The following is a 17,149-nucleotide window of genomic DNA, read 5'->3' as shown; positions in this document are numbered from 1 at the left end:
TTTCGATCTCCCCCCATGTGGGGGAGATGCCCGGCAGGGCAGAGGGGGGTAAGCCCCACATAAAAGCAGTCAATGCCTGGGAGGCATCGCGGTGACTAAGGAAAAAATCTACCTCTTCGACACGACGCTCCGGGACGGGCAGCAGACGCCCGGGATCGATTTCTCGGTCGAGGACAAGATTGCGATCGCCGCGATGCTGGACGAATTCGGCATCGATTACGTCGAGGGCGGATATCCCGGCGCCAATCCGACCGATACGGCCTTCTTCAGCGAGAAGCGCACCAGCCAGGCGACCTTCGTCGCCTTCGGCATGACCAAGCGCGCGGGCGTTTCGGTCTCCAACGATCCCGGTCTTGCCGGGCTGCTGCAGGCGAAATCCGACGCCATCTGTTTCGTTGCCAAGAGCTGGGACTATCACGTCGAGGTGGCGCTCGGCTGCACGAATGAGGAAAACCTCGAAAGCATCGCCGAAAGCGTCAAGGCGGCGGTCGGCGCCGGCAAGGAAGCGATTGTCGATTGCGAGCATTTCTTCGACGGCTTCAAGGCTAATCCGGCCTATGCGCTTGCCTGCGCGAAGACAGCCTATGAGAGCGGCGCGCGCTGGGTCGTGCTCTGCGACACCAATGGCGGCACGCAGCCGCCGGAGGTGCGCGCCATTATCGAGGCGGTGATCGCGTCAGGTGTTCCGGGCCGCTGTCTCGGCATCCATGCCCATAACGACACCGGCCAGGCAGTCGCCAATTCGCTGGCCGCCGTCGAAGCCGGCGTCAGGCAGATCCAGGGCACGCTGAACGGCATCGGCGAGCGCTGCGGCAACGCCAATCTGGTGACACTGATCCCGACTTTGGCGCTGAAGAGCGCCTATAATACACGTTTCGAAACGGCGATCGACGAGGAGCGGCTGCTCAATCTCACCCGGCTCTCGCACGCTTTCGATGAGCTGCTCAACCGCTCGCCCGATCATCAGCTGCCCTATGTCGGCGCTTCCGCCTTCGCCACCAAGGCCGGCATCCATGCCTCGGCGCTGATCAAGGACCCGCGCACCTATGAACATGTGCCGCCTGAGAGCGTCGGCAATTTCCGCAAGGTCATGGTATCGGACCAGGGCGGCAAGGCGAACTTCATCAATGCGCTGAAACGGCGCGGCATCGTGGTCGCCAAGGACGATCCGAAACTCGACCTGTTGATCTCGATCGTCAAGGAACGCGAGTCCATCGGCTACGCCTATGAGGGCGCCGATGCGAGCTTCGAGCTCCTGGCGCACCGCACGCTCGGCACCATCCCGGAATTCTTCACCATCGAAGGCTTCCGGGTGATGATCGAGCGCCGCTTCGACAGTCTTGGCCGTGTGAAGATCGTCTCGGAGGCGGTAGTGAAGATCACCATCGACGGCCAGACGCTGATGTCGGTTGCCGATGCCGAAGGCCCGGTCAACGCGCTCGATCTGGCGCTGCGCAAGGATTTCGGAAAATACCAGCACGAGATCGACGATCTGGTGCTCGCCGATTTCAAGGTGCGTATCCTCAATGGCGGCACGGAGGCGATCACCCGCGTGCTGATCGAATCCACCGACAGCGACGGCGTGCGCTGGTGGACGGTGGGCGTTTCGGAGAACATCATCGACGCGTCGTTCCAGGCGCTGATGGATTCCGTCATTTACAAGCTGATGAAAAACCGGCAGCTCGCCGGCAAGATCGCGGCTGAATAAGTCTATTCCGCCGCTCCTCCGCGCGAAGGCCGATGCCGGCCTTTGCCGCCGTCATCCGTCCGTTGCCCCGTTTCCGCTTCAAATCCTCTCACCCTTCATTCAAAGAAATGAATTGGCCTATTCACGGCGCTTAAGCTAGGCCGGATCAGAAGAAGAACAAAGATGGAAACGCCCGATGTCGACCGATGCATCCGTTCCTTTGGCCAAGAACGAAGACAGTCCGCGCGGTTTCGCCTTCGCGCTGACGGCCTATCTGCTGTGGGGCTTCCTGCCGATCTATATGAAGGCGGTGGCGCATATCTCGCCGGCCGAGGTGATTGCTCATCGCATCGTCTGGTCGCTGCCGCTCGCCGGCATCGTGCTGATGCTGCTCGGACGCACGAGCGATATCGCCACGGCGCTGCGCTCGCCACGCATGCTGGCGATGGCGGCGCTGACGGCGTCGCTGATCACCGTCAACTGGGGCACTTATGTCTGGGCGATCGGCGCCGGCCATTCGCTCGATGCGGCACTCGGCTATTTCATCAATCCGCTGTTCAGCATCTTCCTCGGCGCGGTACTGCTGAAGGAGAAGCTGCAGCCGCTGCAGATCGCGGCGATCGCACTGGCGGCTCTTGCCGTCGCCATTCTGGCCTTCGATAGCGGCGGCATTCCGTGGGTGGCGTTGACGCTGGCCATCAGCTGGGGTTTCTATGCGTTGCTGCGCAAGACGCTGCCGCTCGGGCCGAACCAGGGCTTCTTCCTCGAAGTGCTGATCCTCAGCGGCCCTGCCCTGCTCTATATCCTCTATCTCGAATTCGGCAGCGGCCAGGGCCATCTCTACCGCACCGGCCTTGCCGACACGACGCTGCTGCTCGGCTGCGGCGTCATCACCGCCGTGCCGCTGATGATCTATGCCAACGGCGCCAAGCTCCTGAAGCTGTCGACGATCGGCATCATGCAGTATATCGCGCCGACGATGATCTTCCTGATCGCGGTCTTTATCTTTCACGAGCCGCTCGGCACGGCGCGCATGATCGCCTTCCCGCTGATCTGGGCGGGGCTGTTCCTCTATAGCTGGTCGATGCTGAAGGGGAGCCGCGGAAGGATGTAGCCGCTCTCTAATCGCAAGCCGGAGCGTTGGCTCAAAGCCAGGATAGCAGCGCTGCGCGGACGAGAATTCCGGTCAATGCGCTCAAGACGGCAACCCCCGCCACCGAGCGGAGCGCCGGCACCGAAGCGACAAGAATGGAAAGGCCGGGAAGATCGAGAGGGTTTAGCAGAAATGCGGATCCGTGAATGATTTTCTCCGGCGGAAGGCTCAGTTCCTTGTGGGCGTTAAGCAACAGGGTGACCGCTGCGCTCGACCCTGCCAGGCACTTTGTGAGCAGGAAGACGACATCCTGCTGCGAGGCGCCGAGCAGCTGAAGCAATGGCTGCGCAGCGGACGTGAAGGCGGAAAGTGCGCCTGTGCTTTCGGTAAGCCTTACCAGAGCCAGTGAGATCACGAGCACCGGCAGGATCGCAGAAACGACGCCGATGGCATCTGCGCCACCGCGATTTATCGCCGCCAGCAGATCGCGCCTCGCCACGTCGTGGTTATCCGCCCTGTCGCAAGAACAGGGCTTTCCGGGCAAGGAACGGCGCCCAACGATCCAACAGGCGAGAGTGGACGCAACGAGCGCTCCGCAAACGCCGTTTATTATGATCAAGCCGGGATCGATACCGATAGTTGCGAGCGGGAAACTGGCATTTGCCGGCGCAGCCGCAAGCACCGCCGCAAAGGCGGCGGCCATAAATTTCTCCGATGTTCTTTTGTGCGCCATCAGCGACAGGGCAGCAACCGGGGCAGCCGAACTTACGAGGCTGAGTTGGATGATCGCCAAGGCCCCAAAACCGTCCAGGCCGAAAAGTCTAAAGAGCGGGTTGGCCTTGCCGGTGATTGATCGCAGTGCGCTCATGCCCTCGAGGTAGCGCATCAGCGAAAATGTCACGATCATCAGCGGCAGAAAGGTGAATATGGCAATGTCGACGGCACTTCGTCCGGCATCCAGGATGGCGGTGATCAGAATTGTCATGGGAACGGCTGGTTTGATGGACGGTGAACGCGCGGCCGGCTTGATGGAGAAAGTGGGCTCCGGGTTCGATCCCGGAGCCACGTCGTTCAGACGCTATTCCGGTTTGAAATCTTCCTCGAAGAAGCGGGCAACCTCGGAATAGACCTGCATGCGCTGGCTCTCCATGAGGGCGAGATGCGTCGCCTCCCCGATTTCCACCCATCGCCTGTAAGAGGCACCGGTCAGTTGCTCGAAATAGGCCCGTGCCAGATCGAGCGGGACGTCGATGTCCCATTCGCCGTGCAACAGCAGCACCGGCGCGCGAATCTCGCTTGGCCGATAATAAGGGGCTCCAGCTCTCCAGTAGGTGCGGATGTCCTGGATCGGCCCGTTGGTGGCCCGGAGTTTGCCTTGCTCTCTGTCGACCTGCGACGGCTCCTCCGAGAGGGTCAGTGCGGTCCAGAGGTCGAACCAGCCCTCAGGCACAAGACGTTCACGCGCGTATTCGGGTGCGGTGCCCAGCCAACGCGCCAGGGCCGCATGGACGGGAACAAGCCTGTAGGAGCCGAGCGCGCCGCCCTGATCGATGGGGATGGCAACGTCACTGAGCCATTGCGGCGCGAGCAAGGCGAGCTTGACGACCTTGTCGGGGTTGCGCGCAGCATATGCACCGGCGACGGTACCGCCCCACGACATTGCAAAGACGTTAACAGCCTTCAGGCCGCGAAGTCCAAGGACGAAATCGATGGCCGTTGCGAAGTCGGCTACGCCGGTGTCTGTGGCGACAAGCGGGGGGTTGAGATCGGGCGCCGCCTGCATCTCCGGCGGGCGGGTCGATTTTCCATAGCCCCGGACATCAACCGCAAAGACATCGAAGCCTCGATGAGCGAGGAAGTCGATGAAGGACATCCCGTTGAAGGGAACGTCGTAAAGACTTCCGGACGAGAAGGTCGCCCCATGCACCATCACGATCGTTTTCCCCGCGAGAAAGACCTTGTGGTCCTTCCTTCGCTTATTGCGGAGATAAAGCTTGATGCCGTCGGTTCCGCTATCAACGTAATGCTCGTCGAATACGATCTCGCCGGCGTCAAAAGCTGAAGATGCGAGCTTGTTATCAGACATAGGACCACCTGAATTTTTCGCCGTCGCGGGTTACATATCCAGCAGACGAACCGGGAAAGTGCGTGGAGAAGTACATGGCGTGATTATCGGCAGCGAGTTCGAGCACGCGCCGTCTGGACTGGGCAGCCTGATCCAGGAATTCGCAGAAGACCGTGTTGAGGTCGGGCCGTTCCACCTGGATCGGATGGTGCATGACATCGCCGGCGAAGATTGCCGCTTGATTGTCCGCCTTCAGCAGAACGGACATATGGCCGATGCTGTGCCCAGGCGTCGGCAAGAAGGTAAAGTGATCCAGGAAAGGACCGCCTGCACCGTCGATGAAATCGGCAAGCCCCGCCTCGATCACCGGCCGCACGCTGTCTTCATAGACGCCGGCGCTGGGAATGTTGACGTCGTTGTGGCTTGCCGTCGACGCATAATATTCCTGCTCGGCGCGCGGGAAAACGTAGCGTGCGTTTTTGAAAGTGGGGATCCATCTTCCGTCCTCGAGCACGGTATTCCAGCCGGAATGATCGACGTGGAGATGGGTATTTATGACGAAGTCGACGTCTTCGGGCTCGACACCTGCCTGGCGCAACCTCTGGAGGAACGGGATCGTCTGCTGATGGAAGGCGAGATTGCGCGGTCTTTCCTTATCGTTACCCGAACCCGTGTCGATGAGGATGACGTGGTCGGGCGTCCTGACGAGCCAGCTATGGATGCTCACCACAAGGGCATCGCGGCCCTCTTCCATATCGACGGCGGAAAGACGTGGCTCGACCGCCTTGATCTCCTCGGATCCGGCAGTCGGGTAGAGAAATGAGGCCGGAACGTTGTGCAGATACTGCTCCTGCACCTTTCTGACCGTCACGCCGGCAATACGATATTCCTTTCCAAGATCGCTCATGGAATTTCCTTTCGAGTTGAACTGGACCGGGACAGCGCTGTCTGATGGCTATGGACAGTAGGGAGAATTCGTGCAACGATCAAATCGATGAATGAAATTGTCTCCATCGATCATTTCAATTTGTGGTCTTTCGACCTTAACCTGCTCGTCGCCTTCGATGCCCTCATGAAGGAGCGGAGCGTGACGAAGGCGGCTGTCCGGCTGAAAATCCAGCAGCCCGCCATGAGCCATAATCTCGGGACTCTCCGGACGTTGCTTGAGGACGAGCTGTTCGTGCGTGTCGGCCAGGTCATGCAGCCGACCCATCGGGCGCTGCGTTTCGCCGAAGCCGTGGAGCAGATACTCACCCGCACGCAGCAGGCGATCGTAACGCCGGCGACTTTCGAGCCGGGCCGGGCTGAGCAGATATTCCGCATCGGCTTTTCCAGCGAGCTTGAGGTGCTGCTCGTGCCGCGTCTCGCCGCTATGTTGAGCGAGACGGCCCCCGGTATCAAAGTGCTTGCGCGAGCGGTCAATCCCGAGCTGGTCCATAAGCTCCTGGACGACAATGTCATCGACCTTGGCGTCGGCTGCTACGATGACGGCAACAACAGACACCGGCGGAGCCTGCTGTTCGAGCAATCGCTGATGTGTTGCTACAATCCGAAGCTTCTTGATCTTCCCGAAACTTTGGACCGCGACAGCTATGTCGGCCTCAAGCATGCCCTGGTTTCCCAGAAGGACGCCATCGAAGGCTGCATTGATGATGCGTTGAAGCGGATCAACGTGCGGCTCGACGTGTCTGTGGCAGCGCCGGAATTCCTCACAGTGCTGACCACCGTCCTCGAAGCGCCCCTGATCGCCACCCTGCCGACCAGAATCGTCAAGCGCTATGCCGGCCTGTTCGGCTTGGCGACCGCCGAGGTTCCCCTCGATTTGACGGTGAGCCCGATATCGATGGTCTGGTCGGCGGCAAGCGACAATGATCCCGCCAATCGATGGATGCGATCTCAGGTGACTGAGCTTGTTTCGGCCTATAGCTGAAATTGCCGGCGAAACGGCGGGGTTGCTCCAGGGGCTGCTACGCCGCCTACATCTTCGAGATCACCTCATCCTCGCCGTCGCGGTCGGCGGCGAGCTGGGCTGCCTGGGCCATGATCGCCGGGATGATGCCGGAGATCTCGTCGACGAGGAGCGGCTGCACCCGGTGGGCGGTGTGGAGGAAGCCTTCTTCGGTCATATGACGCATCAGTTCCATCATCGGATCCCAGAAACCGTTGATGTTGGCAAAGACCATCGGCTTTTCGTGGCGGCCGAGCTGCGCCCAGGTCATGATCTCGACGATCTCTTCCAGCGTACCGATGCCGCCGGGCAGCGCGACGAAAGCGTCGGAGCGCTCGAACATCGTGTGTTTGCGCGCGTGCATGTCAGGGGTTACAATAAGTTCGTTGAGCTGACCGAGCGAGTGGCGAGTCGCTTCCATATCAATCAGGAATTCCGGGATGATGCCGGTGACCTGACCGCCGCCTGAAAGCGCACCGCTTGCAACCGCGCCCATAATGCCTCTGGTGCCCCCGCCATAGACGAGGCGCAGGCCGTATTCGGCGATCTCTTGTCCGAGAGCACGCCCGGCCGCCATGTGAGAGGGATCGCGTCCCGGCCTTGAGCCGCAGTAAACGCAGATGGATCGAATCGATACAGATTGTTCGGTCATGGAGGCGAAACAACTATTCCATTTCAATGCAGTCAAGAAAATTGACTGAAAAGCAGCGTGCCTAGCTTGCCCTAATTGCTTTGAATGCTTGTGAAAAGCAACGGGAATCGCTAGCAATTTTGGGTACTACGGCAATTTGCCGCCTTGGGAGACATAATGATGAAGAACCGTGCCGGCTTGCTGGCCCTTGCAGTGCTCGTAATCGCAATCCTACTGATGGTGTTTTTCGTCATGCCGCGTATCGGCGGTGATGCAAACAAAGTTGGCGATGCCATAAACCAGGCGAGCACGGACCTCAAGAACACGGTTAACGAGTCGGCAAAGACATCACGCTCCGCCGTGGCCGACTCGGCTGCGGTCGCCGAAAAGGTGGGCCGCCTGTCTGCCGACGCCGGCACTTCGCTTAGCGAACTTAGGACACTGTTTGCCGACGGCAAGGGGCCGGCCGCAGATGTGCTCACCGCCTCCAAAACCAAAGCGGTCGGTGCGCTGAAGACGCTTGCCGATTTCGCCATCCCCGATGGCCTCGATCCCGCGACCCAGGCTCTCACCGTGAAGGCCAAGGATGGCGCCGCAAAGGCGCTCGCGCTCGTGCAATCGCTGCCTGAAAATGTCGCCGATGCGCTGGCCGCGATCGCCAAGGCCGAAGCTGCGCTGACCGGCGCGCCCGAATCTGCCGCCGCCAATACGGCAGCGGAGAACAGCGGGCCGAAGCTTCCGGCTTTCGACGTGTTGCGCGTCGAGCCCGACGGCTCGACGGTGATTGCCGGCTCCGCCGAACCGAACGGCAAGCTCGAAGTGCTTGACGGCGAAAAGGTGGTGACCACAGCCGATGTCGATGCCAGCGGCGATTTTGCCGCCGTGCTCGACGATCCGCTTGCGGCGGGCGACCATCAGCTTGTGCTCAAGTTTACCGGCAAGGACGGCAAGAGCACGCTTTCCGAAGAGGTTGCGACCATCTCCGTGCCGAAGGACGGCAACGGCGCCAATCTGCTCGCCATGGTCTCCAAACCTGGTGCAGCAAGCCGCATCATCACCGCGCCCAAGGCCGGCACCGAAGTCGCCGATGCCTCCAACCCGATGGCGCCGGCTGCGGACAAGCCGGCAACGGGCGAAACTTCCACTGCGCCCGCCGCTACCGATGCGCCAACCGGCGAGCTGGCGTTGCAGACGCCTAATCTCACCGACACCGCCGCCGGCGTGGCCGAACCCGACAAGTCCAACGCGCCCGATGTGATGGTCAATGCCGTGGAGATCGAAGGCAACAAGATCTTCATCGCCGGCACGGCGCGCGCCCACGCCAAGGTCCTCGGTTATGCCGACGACAGCCTCGTCGGCCAGGACACGGCGGGCTCTGATGGCCATTTCGTCATCGACGGCGTGGTGGCGCTCTCGGTCGGCGACCACAAGATCCGCGTCGATGTCGTCGATCCCGCCGGCAAGGTGATCGTGCGGGCAGCGGTGAATTTCAATCGCCCGGCCGGCGACCAGGTCAGGGTCGCCGCGCAATCCGTTCCCGCTGACGCGAACGGTGCCTCCTCGATGGTGCCGCTCGACGAAGGCGAACTCGGCAAGCGCAAGGCTGAAGCCGGCAAGGCCTTCGGCCTGCTGAAGGGGCTGTTTGCCGATGGCAAGCTGCCCGGCGTCGAACAGCTTGCGGCGGCGCGCTCGGCAACCGAATTCGCCTTGCGCTCGCTCGCCGATTTCCGTCCGGGCGCCGATGCGCCCGATACCTTCAAGCAAGCGTCGGGTGCAGCCTCACAGACCGCGACCAGCGCATTGAAGGTGCTGCAGGGCCTGCCGAAGGATGCAAAATCCGTCGGCGCAGGCCTCGACGGACTGGGGGCGATCATCGCCGAACTCTCGGCATCCCCGGCTGCGCCCGCGCCCGCGGCCACCGCACCGGCCGCAAACGACGCGGCAGACAACCAGCCGAAGACGATCGAACAGGCGCCGCTGACGGCAAATAACGCGGCGGTGATCATTCGCCGCGGCGACACGCTGTGGCAGATTTCGCGCCGCACCTATGGCCTCGGCGTTCGTTACACGACGATCTACATCGCCAACGAGGACAAGATCATCGATCCGGATCGCATCCGCCCCGGCCAGATCTTCGGCCTGCCGAAGGATGCGTTGCCGAACGCCGAAGAGCTGCACCGCAAACGCATGTCCAACCGGCATCTCTAAGCGCCAAAACAACATGACGAGGCCGGGCGGGATAACCGCCCGGCCTCTCTTTTCCTGGACCCCGCACTTGTTGTATTCATCCGTCCGGCGTCCTATTTGGCGGTGGCGGGGAAAGCGCTTCGGGCATATCCCGGTTTCGCGCTCTTGCCGGCATCGAAGCGCGCGACCGCGGCAAGCCCAACCGGGCTGGAGACACGCATGGCAAACAGCAAGACAGTCTCGGAATCCAACCTGCTGCAGACGCTTCTCAACCTCTGGCCCTATATGTGGCCGGCCGGACGGCCCGACCTCAAGATGCGTGTCGTTTGGGCTTCGGTCTTCCTGCTGATTTCCAAATTCGTGCTGCTGCTCGTTCCCTATTTCTTCAAGTGGTCGACCGATGCGCTGAACGGCAGGATGGATCTGGCCGGCTCGGTGCCGCCGCTCTTGGCCGGCGCCATCGCCCTGGTGATCGCCTACAACATCACCCGGCTGATCCAGCTCGGCCTCAACCAGCTGCGCGACGCGCTGTTTGCCAGCGTCGGGCAGCATGCGGTGCGCCAGCTCGCCTACAGGACCTTCGTGCATATGCACGAGCTGTCGCTGCGCTTCCATCTCGAGCGCAAGACCGGCGGCCTCTCGCGCATCATCGAGCGCGGCACCAAGGGCATCGAGACCATCGTGCGCTTCACGATCCTCAATTCGGTCCCGACCGTCATCGAATTCCTGCTGACGGCGGCGATCTTCTGGTGGGGCTACGGCTTTTCCTACCTCGCCGTCACCGCCTTTACCGTCTGGGCCTATATCTGGTTCACGATCCGCGCATCCGACTGGCGCATCGCCATCCGCCGGTCGATGAACGACAGCGATACCGACGCCAACACCAAGGCGATCGACTCCCTCCTCAATTTCGAGACCGTCAAATATTTCGGCAACGAAGAGATGGAGGCAAAACGCTTCGACAAATCGATGGAACGCTACGAGAAGGCGGCGACCGATGTCTGGACCTCGCTCGGCTGGCTGAACTTCGGCCAAGGCGTCATCTTCGGTATCGGCACGACGATCATGCTGGTGCTGTCGGCGCTGGCCGTGCAGCGAGGCGAACAGACGGTCGGCGATTTCGTCTTCGTCAATTCGATGCTGCTGCAGCTTTCAGCGCCGCTCAATTTCATCGGCTTCGTCTACCGCGAAATCCGTCAAGGCTTGACCGACATCGAGCAGATGTTCGATCTCCTGGAGGTCAAGGCCGAGGTCAGGGACGCGCCCGATGCGACCGAGCTTCGCATCGGCCAGGGGGCTATCGCCTTCAAGGACGTGCAGTTTGCCTACGACCCGGCCCGTCCGATCCTGAAGGGCATTTCCTTCGAGGTGCCGGCCGGCAAGACGGTTGCCGTCGTCGGTCCTTCGGGGGCCGGCAAATCGACGCTGTCGCGGCTGCTCTATCGTTTCTACGACATCCAGGGCGGCGCGATCACCGTCGACGGCCAGGATATCCGGACGGTGACGCAGAAGAGCCTGCGCTCGGTGATCGGCATGGTGCCGCAAGATACGGTGCTCTTCAACGATACTGTCGCCTACAACATCCGCTACGGCCGCACATCGGCCGGCGACGGCGAGGTCTTTGCAGCGGCCGAGGTGGCGCAGATTGCCCATTTCATCGAAACTTTGCCCGAGGGTTTCGAAACCAAGGTCGGTGAGCGCGGGCTCAAGCTTTCGGGCGGCGAGAAGCAGCGCGTGGCGATTGCCCGCACCATTCTCAAGGCACCGCCGATCCTGATCCTCGACGAGGCGACATCGGCGCTCGACACGACGACGGAACGGGAAATCCAGACGGCGCTCGACGTGGTTTCGAAAAACCGGACGACGCTGGTGATCGCCCACCGGTTGTCGACGGTGATCGGCGCCGACGAGATCATCGTCCTGAAAAGCGGGGAGATCGCCGAGCGCGGGACGCATGCCGCCCTGCTCGAGCGGAACGGTCTCTACGCCTCGATGTGGAACCGCCAGCGCGAGGCGACACAGGCGGAGGAGCATCTGAAGCAGGTGCGCGAAAGCGACGACATGGGCGTGATCACGCGGCTTGCTCCGGCAGGCTGAGCCGGGAGGGGCACGGCCAAGCTTTTGTTGTTCAGAACTGCGGCGTCGGAACCAGGGCCGGGGCCACAGCATTGCCCCGGAGACGGTTTTTCGCTAACCAGCAAAAAACGACAACGCAAGGAGACCGGCAGCATGAGCCTGTTCAACACGGTTCGCAACACGATCGTCCCCGTGCATAAGGAGGGTTATCCCTTCGTTGCCGCCTTCTTCGTCGCGTCATTGATCCTGGGCTGGATCTTCAAGCCGCTCTTCTGGATCGGCATGATCTTCACGCTGTGGTGCGCCTATTTCTTCCGCGATCCCGAGCGCGTGACCCCGCAGGACGACGATCTGGTGATCTCTCCAGCAGACGGCAAGGTCTCGGCGATCCAGATGGTCACCCCGCCGGCCGAGCTCAATCTCGGCTCCGAGCCGATGCTGCGCATCTCGGTGTTCATGAACGTCTTCAACTGCCATGTGAACCGGGCGCCGATGCGCGGGCGCATCGTCAGCATCAATTACCGCTCCGGCAGCTTCGTCAATGCCGAGCTCGACAAGGCGAGCGAAGACAATGAACGCAACGGCTTGGTGATCGAAACCGGGCACGGCCAGATCGGCGTCGTGCAGATCGCCGGCTTGGTGGCGCGGCGCATCCTCTGCTGGGCAAACCCCAACGAGCCGGTGGATGCCGGCGAGCGCTTCGGGCTGATCCGGTTCGGCTCCCGGCTCGACGTGTTCCTGCCCGCCGGTGCCGCACCACGCGTCTCGCTTGGCCAGGTGGCGATTGCCGGGGAAACTGTGATCGCCGAATTCGCCTCCACCAAGGGTCCCATCATCAGCCGCCGCAGCTAAACTCCAGGTTCAGATTGGAACGCGATATGGAAACGCCCTTTCCGCCTTTCGAGCCCAATGGTCCCGATGATTCCGCCCGCGGCCCGCGTCTGCGCGAAATCCCGCTCCGCCTCGTCTTTCCGAACCTCATCACCATTCTGGCGATCTGCGCCGGGCTGACCGGCATCCGGCTGGCTTTCGAAAACCGTTACGAGCTCGCCGTCGCCATGGTGCTGCTCGCCGCCTTCCTCGACGGCATCGACGGGCGCGTGGCGCGGCTGATGAAGGCGACCTCGAAGTTCGGCGCACAGATGGATTCGCTTGCCGATATCGTCAATTTCGGCGTCGCCCCCGCCCTCGTCGTCTATGTCTTCGCGCTCGACCAGGCGCGCTCGCTCGGCTGGATCGCCGCGCTGATCTATGCGATCGCCGCCGGGCTTCGGCTTGCCCGCTTCAACGTCATGGCCGAACGCGAGAACAAGGCAAGCTGGCAATCGGAATATTTCGTCGGCGTGCCGGCGCCGGCCGGCGCCATGCTGGTGCTGCTGCCGGTCTATCTCGGCTTCCTCGGCCTGGCGACGGACCGCACCTTCGCCTATGTCTCGTCGATCTATACCGTACTCATCGCCTTCCTGCTGATCAGCCGGCTGCCGGTCTGGTCGGGCAAATCGGAAGGCAACCGGCTGCGGCGTGACCTCGTGCTGCCGATGATGCTCGGCGTCGTGCTCTATGTGGCTCTGCTGATGAGCTACACCTGGGAAGTGATGGTCCTCACCGTTGCCGCCTACCTCGTATCGCTTCCCTTCGGCGCGCGGAAATGGCGGCGGAAATACGGGACGCTGACGATCCAGGAACCCGGTGTCGGCGACGACGATATCGGCCGTCACATTTGATCTTTGCGCATTTTCTGATTTCTCGGAGTCACGGGAATGCGTCTCTCGCTGCGTTCTCACCGCGCCCGGAAAAGCCCATGGGCTTTCTAAAGCAACTCGCATGAAACGTGTTTCATGCGAGGCGCTTTAGCGCCTTATCGTCATCCCGGAACCACTGCACACTTCCCGGCGATTGCATCAGGGAAAACCGTTGCGTGCCTTTCCCCAAAAAAACTGCTTTCTGAGTTTTATTGGAACCCCTCCCTTCAGTAAGTATTAACCAACGTAGGCTTCAGTTAAGCCTCGCGAATTATGGTGCGCGTTTACAAATCCTGATAAGCTGCGTCCCCATTTTGTCGCTATTCGTGATGAAACTTCAAAATAGAAAATACCCAGGGAAGAACCACGTAAGGAGAGTATCCGTGACTTCGAAGAAGAGCAGTACCAGCGAACAGCAGGCGGCCAAGCCTGACCTCGCTGCCAACTACCGCCCCGTCGGCCTGAAGGCCGTTGCCGCAGCGTCGCTGATGGCGAAACACAAGCCGGGCAGCGTCAAAAAATCCGCGTGAAGCGCCGGTTCAAACAACGATCCGCTGCGAAACTCCTCGCTTGACGACTGCGGCCACGCCGAAACCTCGCCGTGCTTGGACAAGCGTCACGCACGGCTGAAGAAGTGGATACGCGCCATCGGAGAAACGGCGCATGCCGTTCAGAAGAAACTGAGCTGGCCGCCATCCGGCCTTTGCTTTTCGGGAGCCTTTAGCGGCTTTTCGATCACCGCCGGTTCATGCAGGTCAGGCCCCATGTTGGCAACCTTGTTGACCTTGTCTGACACCGGGACGACCTCGAAGAAATCCTCCTGAACGGGCTGCATCAGGTCGGCCACCTCGCGCGGCTCCTGCGTCTTGCAATCGAGCCAGCGCGAGAAATCCTCGGGCTTGATGACGACAGGCATGCGATCATGGATTGCCGATATGCCGGCATTGGCCGAAGTCGTCAGGATCGCACCGGTATCGACTTCGGAACCATCAGCCGAGGACCATGTCTCCATCAACCCGGCAAAGGCGACAACCCCGCCTTGGCGCGGCCTGATCCAATAGGCTTGCGATTTCTCGCCGCTGTCCTTGGACGGGCGATGCCATTCGTAGAAACCGGAGGCTGGAATGAGCACGCGGCGGTGGCGCATCGCCGCACGGAAGGAGGCCTTGCCGATCGCGGTTTCGGAGCGCGCATTGATCAGCAGCGGGAAGTCCCTGGGATCCTTGACCCAGCCCGGCGTGAGGCCCCAGCGCACGAGCACGGCGCGCCGGTCGGCCAAATTGCTGCCCTGCTCTCTGCCCTCGCCCGCTATGACGACGAGGATCGGCTGCGTCGGGGCGATATTGTAGCGCGCCGGAAAATCGTCGAGATCGACACCGGAGAGGAAGTCGCGCAGGTCGGCGCTGGAGATAGTCAGGGCGAAACGTCCACACATCGGCTTGTCTTTGCACCCGGCTTGAGTCCGGTCAAGGCGCCTCGGCGAAGGTTTGGCAGGCGGCCTCGCTCGGCGCCACCATACGAAAATTGGGGAAGCCAAGCAGTGGCCGCATGCAAATGTCGGTTGATCGGGTAGGATGGCGATCCGAGCCAGGAGCAGCCCATGACCCCAACCGCCAAAGCCGCCTCCTCCGCCATTCTGGAACGCGACGGACGATTCCTTCTAGTGTTGCGGCGCAATCCGCCTTCCGCGGACATGTATGCCTTTCCGGGCGGCCGTGCCGAACCGGGCGAGACGCCGGAGCAAACCGCGCTGCGGGAATTCCGCGAGGAAACCGGCATTTCGGTCCGCAATCCCCGGCTGTTTTCGACGTATGACCTGAAAACGCATGCGGCCGACGGCGGCCTCAGCAGCCATTTCTTCCTGTCGGTCTTTCGCGTCGATGCCGACCGTGAGGTGGTGGCGGAAGCCGCCGACGACGCGGCGGCGCTTGGGTGGTACACGGTGGAAGAGATCCGGCGGCTGCCGGTGCCGCAGAGTGTGCTCGAATGTGCGGAGCGGCTTTCAGGCGGCGAATAGGAGTGGAAACTCTCAGGCGCGCCTTGTTGCCGTCATGCTCAACGTATCAACTCATGAACATGATTCCCGTTCGACGCGTTTTCCTGTCCCTGATCGTGCTCGCCGGCCCCACCCTGGCGCAGGGCAAGAACACGCCGCCTCCACAGGTGGAAGAGATTGCGCCGCCGCCCCCGGCGACCGTGCCCTACGACGACAAGCTGGCGCGGCTCGCCGAGGTGTTGGGTTCGGTGCATTATTTGAGAACGCTCTGCAAGGCGGCAGGCGGCGACGAGTGGCGGAATGGCATGCAGCAGTTGCTTGATTCGGAGACCGGAGGCGAGCCGCAGCGCAAGGAAAGGCTGACCGCAGCCTTCAATCGCGGCTACCGCGCCTTCGCCTCCGTCTATACGGATTGCACCCCAGCGGCCATCGTGGCAGAAGAGCGCTACCGTAACGAAGGTGCAACACTTGCCACAGAAATTACCTCGCGTTTTGGAAATTGACGTTTAATTAACCTGTTTTCGCATGTGGACGTGTCGTTTTGGGAAAAGGCTGTTAGTGTTGTTAACGGTGCAGTAAGACATGAGAAGTTCTGAGGAAAAGACAATGGAAGCAAGCCTCAACGAGATCGACGACATGATCGTCCACGAAAAGATGCAGGCGGCTCTGGAGTACCAGAACGAGGCTTGGGCCGACGGCATGGCCGACGGAATCGAGCCTGAGATCATCGCTGATGCCGCGATAGCGCATGCACTGCGCGAGACGATCAGATTGCACGGGGAAAGCAGCGCCGAAGCCTTGCTGGATTCGCTGCGTGAACGCATGCTTGCCGGCGAATTCTCCGCAAACCGCACCCTGCAATAATTGTTATCAGAGAGTTTGATGCATACCGGTAAAGAGAAAATTTCGCGAATTCCGCTCGCGCCGGTGCTGCTTGCGTTCAGCCTTGCCGCCGGCAATATTTTCCTCGCGCCGGCAGCCTACGCGCTTTCCGAACTGCACAAGATCCCCGGCCAGGCGGCCAACGACGCGCCCGCCGCGCCGGGAAGCGCTCAGGGACAGAGCCAGCCGCAGGGCGGAACCGCTCAAAGCGTTCCCATGGCCGAACCGCTGGTCAACAGCCAGAACAATCAGGGTGTCGACAAGACGCCGAGCGCCCAGGATGCTTCCAAACCCGCCGAAGTGATCTACGACATCAGCAAGGTGCCCGAGCCGGTTCGCAAGATGCGCGAGCAGATTGTCGAGGCGGCCGCCTCCGGCGATCTCGAACGGCTGCGGCCGCTGATGGGCACCGGCACCGAGCAGACGCAGGTGACTGTGGGCGAGCCCACGGACGATCCGATCGGCACGCTGAAGGATCTTTCGGGCGATCCTGACGGAGACGAGATCCTCGCCATCATGCTCGACATCGTCTCGACCGGCTTCGTGCATGTCGGCCAGGGTACGGCGGACGAGATGTATGTCTGGCCCTATTTCGCCGAAAAGGATCTGAAGTCGCTGACGCCGCCGGAGCGCGTCGAGCTGCTGCGCATCGTCACTGCCGGCGATCTTTCCGATATGCAGGAATTCGGCGGATATAATTTCTACCGCCTCGGCATAACGCCTCAGGGCAAATGGAAATTCTTCACGGCGGGCGATTGACCCACGTCGCTTGCGCGTTTTGCGTTTCGCATGGGGCGCTTGCGATCCATCTCATGAAGACATACCTCTGAGCGATGACCAAC

The 17,149-nt window shown here is 61.4% G+C and carries 17 protein-coding genes; 12 read left to right on the top strand and 5 right to left on the bottom strand.

The features are described 5' to 3' along the window. Positions 1–91: 91 nt before the first annotated feature. Together cimA and rarD are read left to right on the top strand one after the other, a co-directional pair. Positions 92–1,708, top strand: a complete 1,617-nt coding sequence (gene cimA, locus RLEG4DRAFT_RS16330) for a citramalate synthase (protein ID WP_003578311.1) — start codon at positions 92–94, stop codon at positions 1,706–1,708. Positions 1,709–1,883: 175 nt separating this feature from the next. Beyond that, positions 1,884–2,801, top strand: a complete 918-nt coding sequence (gene rarD / locus RLEG4DRAFT_RS16325; protein ID WP_003578310.1) for an EamA family transporter RarD — start codon at positions 1,884–1,886, stop codon at positions 2,799–2,801. Positions 2,802–2,832: 31 nt separating this feature from the next. On the opposite strand, the gene RLEG4DRAFT_RS16320 is transcribed toward rarD, so the two are convergent. The 3 genes from RLEG4DRAFT_RS16320 to RLEG4DRAFT_RS16310 form a co-directional block, all read right to left on the bottom strand. Further along, complete coding sequence (locus tag RLEG4DRAFT_RS16320; protein ID WP_003578309.1) at positions 2,833–3,765, bottom strand: hypothetical protein; 933 nt, start codon at positions 3,763–3,765, stop codon at positions 2,833–2,835. Positions 3,766–3,858: 93 nt separating this feature from the next. Further along, a complete protein-coding gene (locus RLEG4DRAFT_RS16315; RefSeq protein ID WP_003578308.1) occupies positions 3,859–4,866 on the bottom strand; it encodes an alpha/beta hydrolase in 1,008 nt (335 codons plus the stop codon). Beyond that, positions 4,859–5,752, bottom strand: coding sequence for an MBL fold metallo-hydrolase (locus tag RLEG4DRAFT_RS16310; RefSeq protein ID WP_003578307.1), 894 nt, complete (start codon positions 5,750–5,752; stop codon positions 4,859–4,861). Before RLEG4DRAFT_RS16310 ends, RLEG4DRAFT_RS16315 begins: the two co-directional genes overlap by 8 nt. 87 nt (positions 5,753–5,839) lie before the next feature. Here RLEG4DRAFT_RS16310 and RLEG4DRAFT_RS16305 point away from each other — a divergent pair, with 87 nt between their 5' ends. Continuing rightward, entirely contained in the window at positions 5,840–6,775 is a 936-nt protein-coding gene (locus tag RLEG4DRAFT_RS16305) for a LysR family transcriptional regulator (protein WP_003578306.1), read from the top strand. Positions 6,776–6,821: 46 nt separating this feature from the next. Here RLEG4DRAFT_RS16305 and RLEG4DRAFT_RS16300 read toward each other — a convergent pair whose 3' ends face one another. Then, a complete protein-coding gene (locus RLEG4DRAFT_RS16300) occupies positions 6,822–7,445 on the bottom strand; it encodes a TIGR00730 family Rossman fold protein (protein ID WP_003578305.1) in 624 nt (207 codons plus the stop codon). 156 nt (positions 7,446–7,601) lie between these two features. Between RLEG4DRAFT_RS16300 and RLEG4DRAFT_RS16295 the strand changes: the two genes are divergently transcribed. The 5 genes from RLEG4DRAFT_RS16295 to RLEG4DRAFT_RS40880 all read left to right on the top strand — a co-directional run bounded on the left by RLEG4DRAFT_RS16295 (position 7,602) and on the right by RLEG4DRAFT_RS40880 (position 13,959). Next, positions 7,602–9,632, top strand: a complete 2,031-nt coding sequence (locus RLEG4DRAFT_RS16295; protein ID WP_003578304.1) for a LysM peptidoglycan-binding domain-containing protein — start codon at positions 7,602–7,604, stop codon at positions 9,630–9,632. Between the two features lie 198 nt (positions 9,633–9,830). Further along, complete coding sequence (locus tag RLEG4DRAFT_RS16290; protein WP_003578303.1) at positions 9,831–11,708, top strand: ABCB family ABC transporter ATP-binding protein/permease; 1,878 nt, start codon at positions 9,831–9,833, stop codon at positions 11,706–11,708. A 24-nt stretch (positions 11,709–11,732) separates the two neighbouring features. Continuing rightward, positions 11,733–12,539: a phosphatidylserine decarboxylase gene (locus RLEG4DRAFT_RS16285; protein ID WP_348529938.1), complete on the top strand. Its 807-nt coding sequence runs from the start codon at positions 11,733–11,735 to the stop codon at positions 12,537–12,539. Positions 12,540–12,565: 26 nt separating this feature from the next. Then, the gene (gene pssA, locus RLEG4DRAFT_RS16280; protein ID WP_003578301.1) at positions 12,566–13,411 is read left to right on the top strand and encodes a CDP-diacylglycerol--serine O-phosphatidyltransferase; all 846 of its coding nucleotides are present in this window, start codon (positions 12,566–12,568) and stop codon (positions 13,409–13,411) included. A 401-nt stretch (positions 13,412–13,812) separates the two neighbouring features. Next, positions 13,813–13,959 carry a hypothetical protein gene (locus RLEG4DRAFT_RS40880; protein ID WP_003578300.1) on the top strand — a complete coding sequence of 49 codons (147 nt, stop codon included), beginning with the start codon at positions 13,813–13,815 and terminating at the stop codon, positions 13,957–13,959. A 140-nt stretch (positions 13,960–14,099) separates the two neighbouring features. Here the strand turns inward: RLEG4DRAFT_RS40880 and RLEG4DRAFT_RS16275 are convergent, their stop codons facing one another. Then, complete coding sequence (locus tag RLEG4DRAFT_RS16275) at positions 14,100–14,864, bottom strand: SOS response-associated peptidase (RefSeq protein WP_003578298.1); 765 nt, start codon at positions 14,862–14,864, stop codon at positions 14,100–14,102. Between the two features lie 165 nt (positions 14,865–15,029). Between RLEG4DRAFT_RS16275 and RLEG4DRAFT_RS16270 the strand changes: the two genes are divergently transcribed. The 4 genes from RLEG4DRAFT_RS16270 to RLEG4DRAFT_RS16255 all read left to right on the top strand — a co-directional run bounded on the left by RLEG4DRAFT_RS16270 (position 15,030) and on the right by RLEG4DRAFT_RS16255 (position 17,066). Further along, a complete protein-coding gene (locus RLEG4DRAFT_RS16270) occupies positions 15,030–15,446 on the top strand; it encodes an NUDIX hydrolase (protein ID WP_003578297.1) in 417 nt (138 codons plus the stop codon). Between the two features lie 59 nt (positions 15,447–15,505). Continuing rightward, the gene (locus RLEG4DRAFT_RS16265) at positions 15,506–15,928 is read left to right on the top strand and encodes a TIGR02301 family protein (RefSeq protein ID WP_037094634.1); all 423 of its coding nucleotides are present in this window, start codon (positions 15,506–15,508) and stop codon (positions 15,926–15,928) included. Positions 15,929–16,031: 103 nt separating this feature from the next. After that, a complete protein-coding gene (locus RLEG4DRAFT_RS16260) occupies positions 16,032–16,289 on the top strand; it encodes a hypothetical protein (RefSeq protein WP_003578293.1) in 258 nt (85 codons plus the stop codon). A gap of 18 nt (positions 16,290–16,307) precedes the next feature. Continuing rightward, the gene (locus tag RLEG4DRAFT_RS16255; protein ID WP_003578291.1) at positions 16,308–17,066 is read left to right on the top strand and encodes a hypothetical protein; all 759 of its coding nucleotides are present in this window, start codon (positions 16,308–16,310) and stop codon (positions 17,064–17,066) included. Positions 17,067–17,149 lie beyond the last annotated feature (83 nt).

This window comes from Rhizobium leguminosarum bv. trifolii WSM2297, assembly GCF_000271845.1.
The sequence above is the reverse complement of the archived record's forward strand: the minus strand, read 5'-3'. Positions and strand labels throughout refer to the sequence as shown.

Excerpts from the sequence above, each read along its gene's own strand:
- RLEG4DRAFT_RS16265 (WP_037094634.1), top strand. The coding sequence starts at position 15,506 with ATGATTCCCGTTCGACGCGTTTTCCTGTCCCTGATCGTGCTCGCCGGC.
- RLEG4DRAFT_RS16300 (WP_003578305.1), bottom strand. The coding sequence starts at position 7,445 with ATGACCGAACAATCTGTATCGATTCGATCCATCTGCGTTTACTGCGGC.
- RLEG4DRAFT_RS16260 (WP_003578293.1), top strand. The coding sequence starts at position 16,032 with ATGGAAGCAAGCCTCAACGAGATCGACGACATGATCGTCCACGAAAAG.
- RLEG4DRAFT_RS16290 (WP_003578303.1), top strand. The coding sequence starts at position 9,831 with ATGGCAAACAGCAAGACAGTCTCGGAATCCAACCTGCTGCAGACGCTT.
- rarD (WP_003578310.1), top strand. The coding sequence starts at position 1,884 with ATGTCGACCGATGCATCCGTTCCTTTGGCCAAGAACGAAGACAGTCCG.
- RLEG4DRAFT_RS16315 (WP_003578308.1), bottom strand. The coding sequence starts at position 4,866 with ATGTCTGATAACAAGCTCGCATCTTCAGCTTTTGACGCCGGCGAGATC.
- RLEG4DRAFT_RS16255 (WP_003578291.1), top strand. The coding sequence starts at position 16,308 with ATGCATACCGGTAAAGAGAAAATTTCGCGAATTCCGCTCGCGCCGGTG.
- pssA (WP_003578301.1), top strand. The coding sequence starts at position 12,566 with ATGGAAACGCCCTTTCCGCCTTTCGAGCCCAATGGTCCCGATGATTCC.
- RLEG4DRAFT_RS16320 (WP_003578309.1), bottom strand. The coding sequence starts at position 3,765 with ATGACAATTCTGATCACCGCCATCCTGGATGCCGGACGAAGTGCCGTC.
- RLEG4DRAFT_RS16305 (WP_003578306.1), top strand. The coding sequence starts at position 5,840 with ATGAATGAAATTGTCTCCATCGATCATTTCAATTTGTGGTCTTTCGAC.
- RLEG4DRAFT_RS16295 (WP_003578304.1), top strand. The coding sequence starts at position 7,602 with ATGATGAAGAACCGTGCCGGCTTGCTGGCCCTTGCAGTGCTCGTAATC.
- RLEG4DRAFT_RS16270 (WP_003578297.1), top strand. The coding sequence starts at position 15,030 with ATGACCCCAACCGCCAAAGCCGCCTCCTCCGCCATTCTGGAACGCGAC.
- RLEG4DRAFT_RS16310 (WP_003578307.1), bottom strand. The coding sequence starts at position 5,752 with ATGAGCGATCTTGGAAAGGAATATCGTATTGCCGGCGTGACGGTCAGA.
- RLEG4DRAFT_RS16275 (WP_003578298.1), bottom strand. The coding sequence starts at position 14,864 with ATGTGTGGACGTTTCGCCCTGACTATCTCCAGCGCCGACCTGCGCGAC.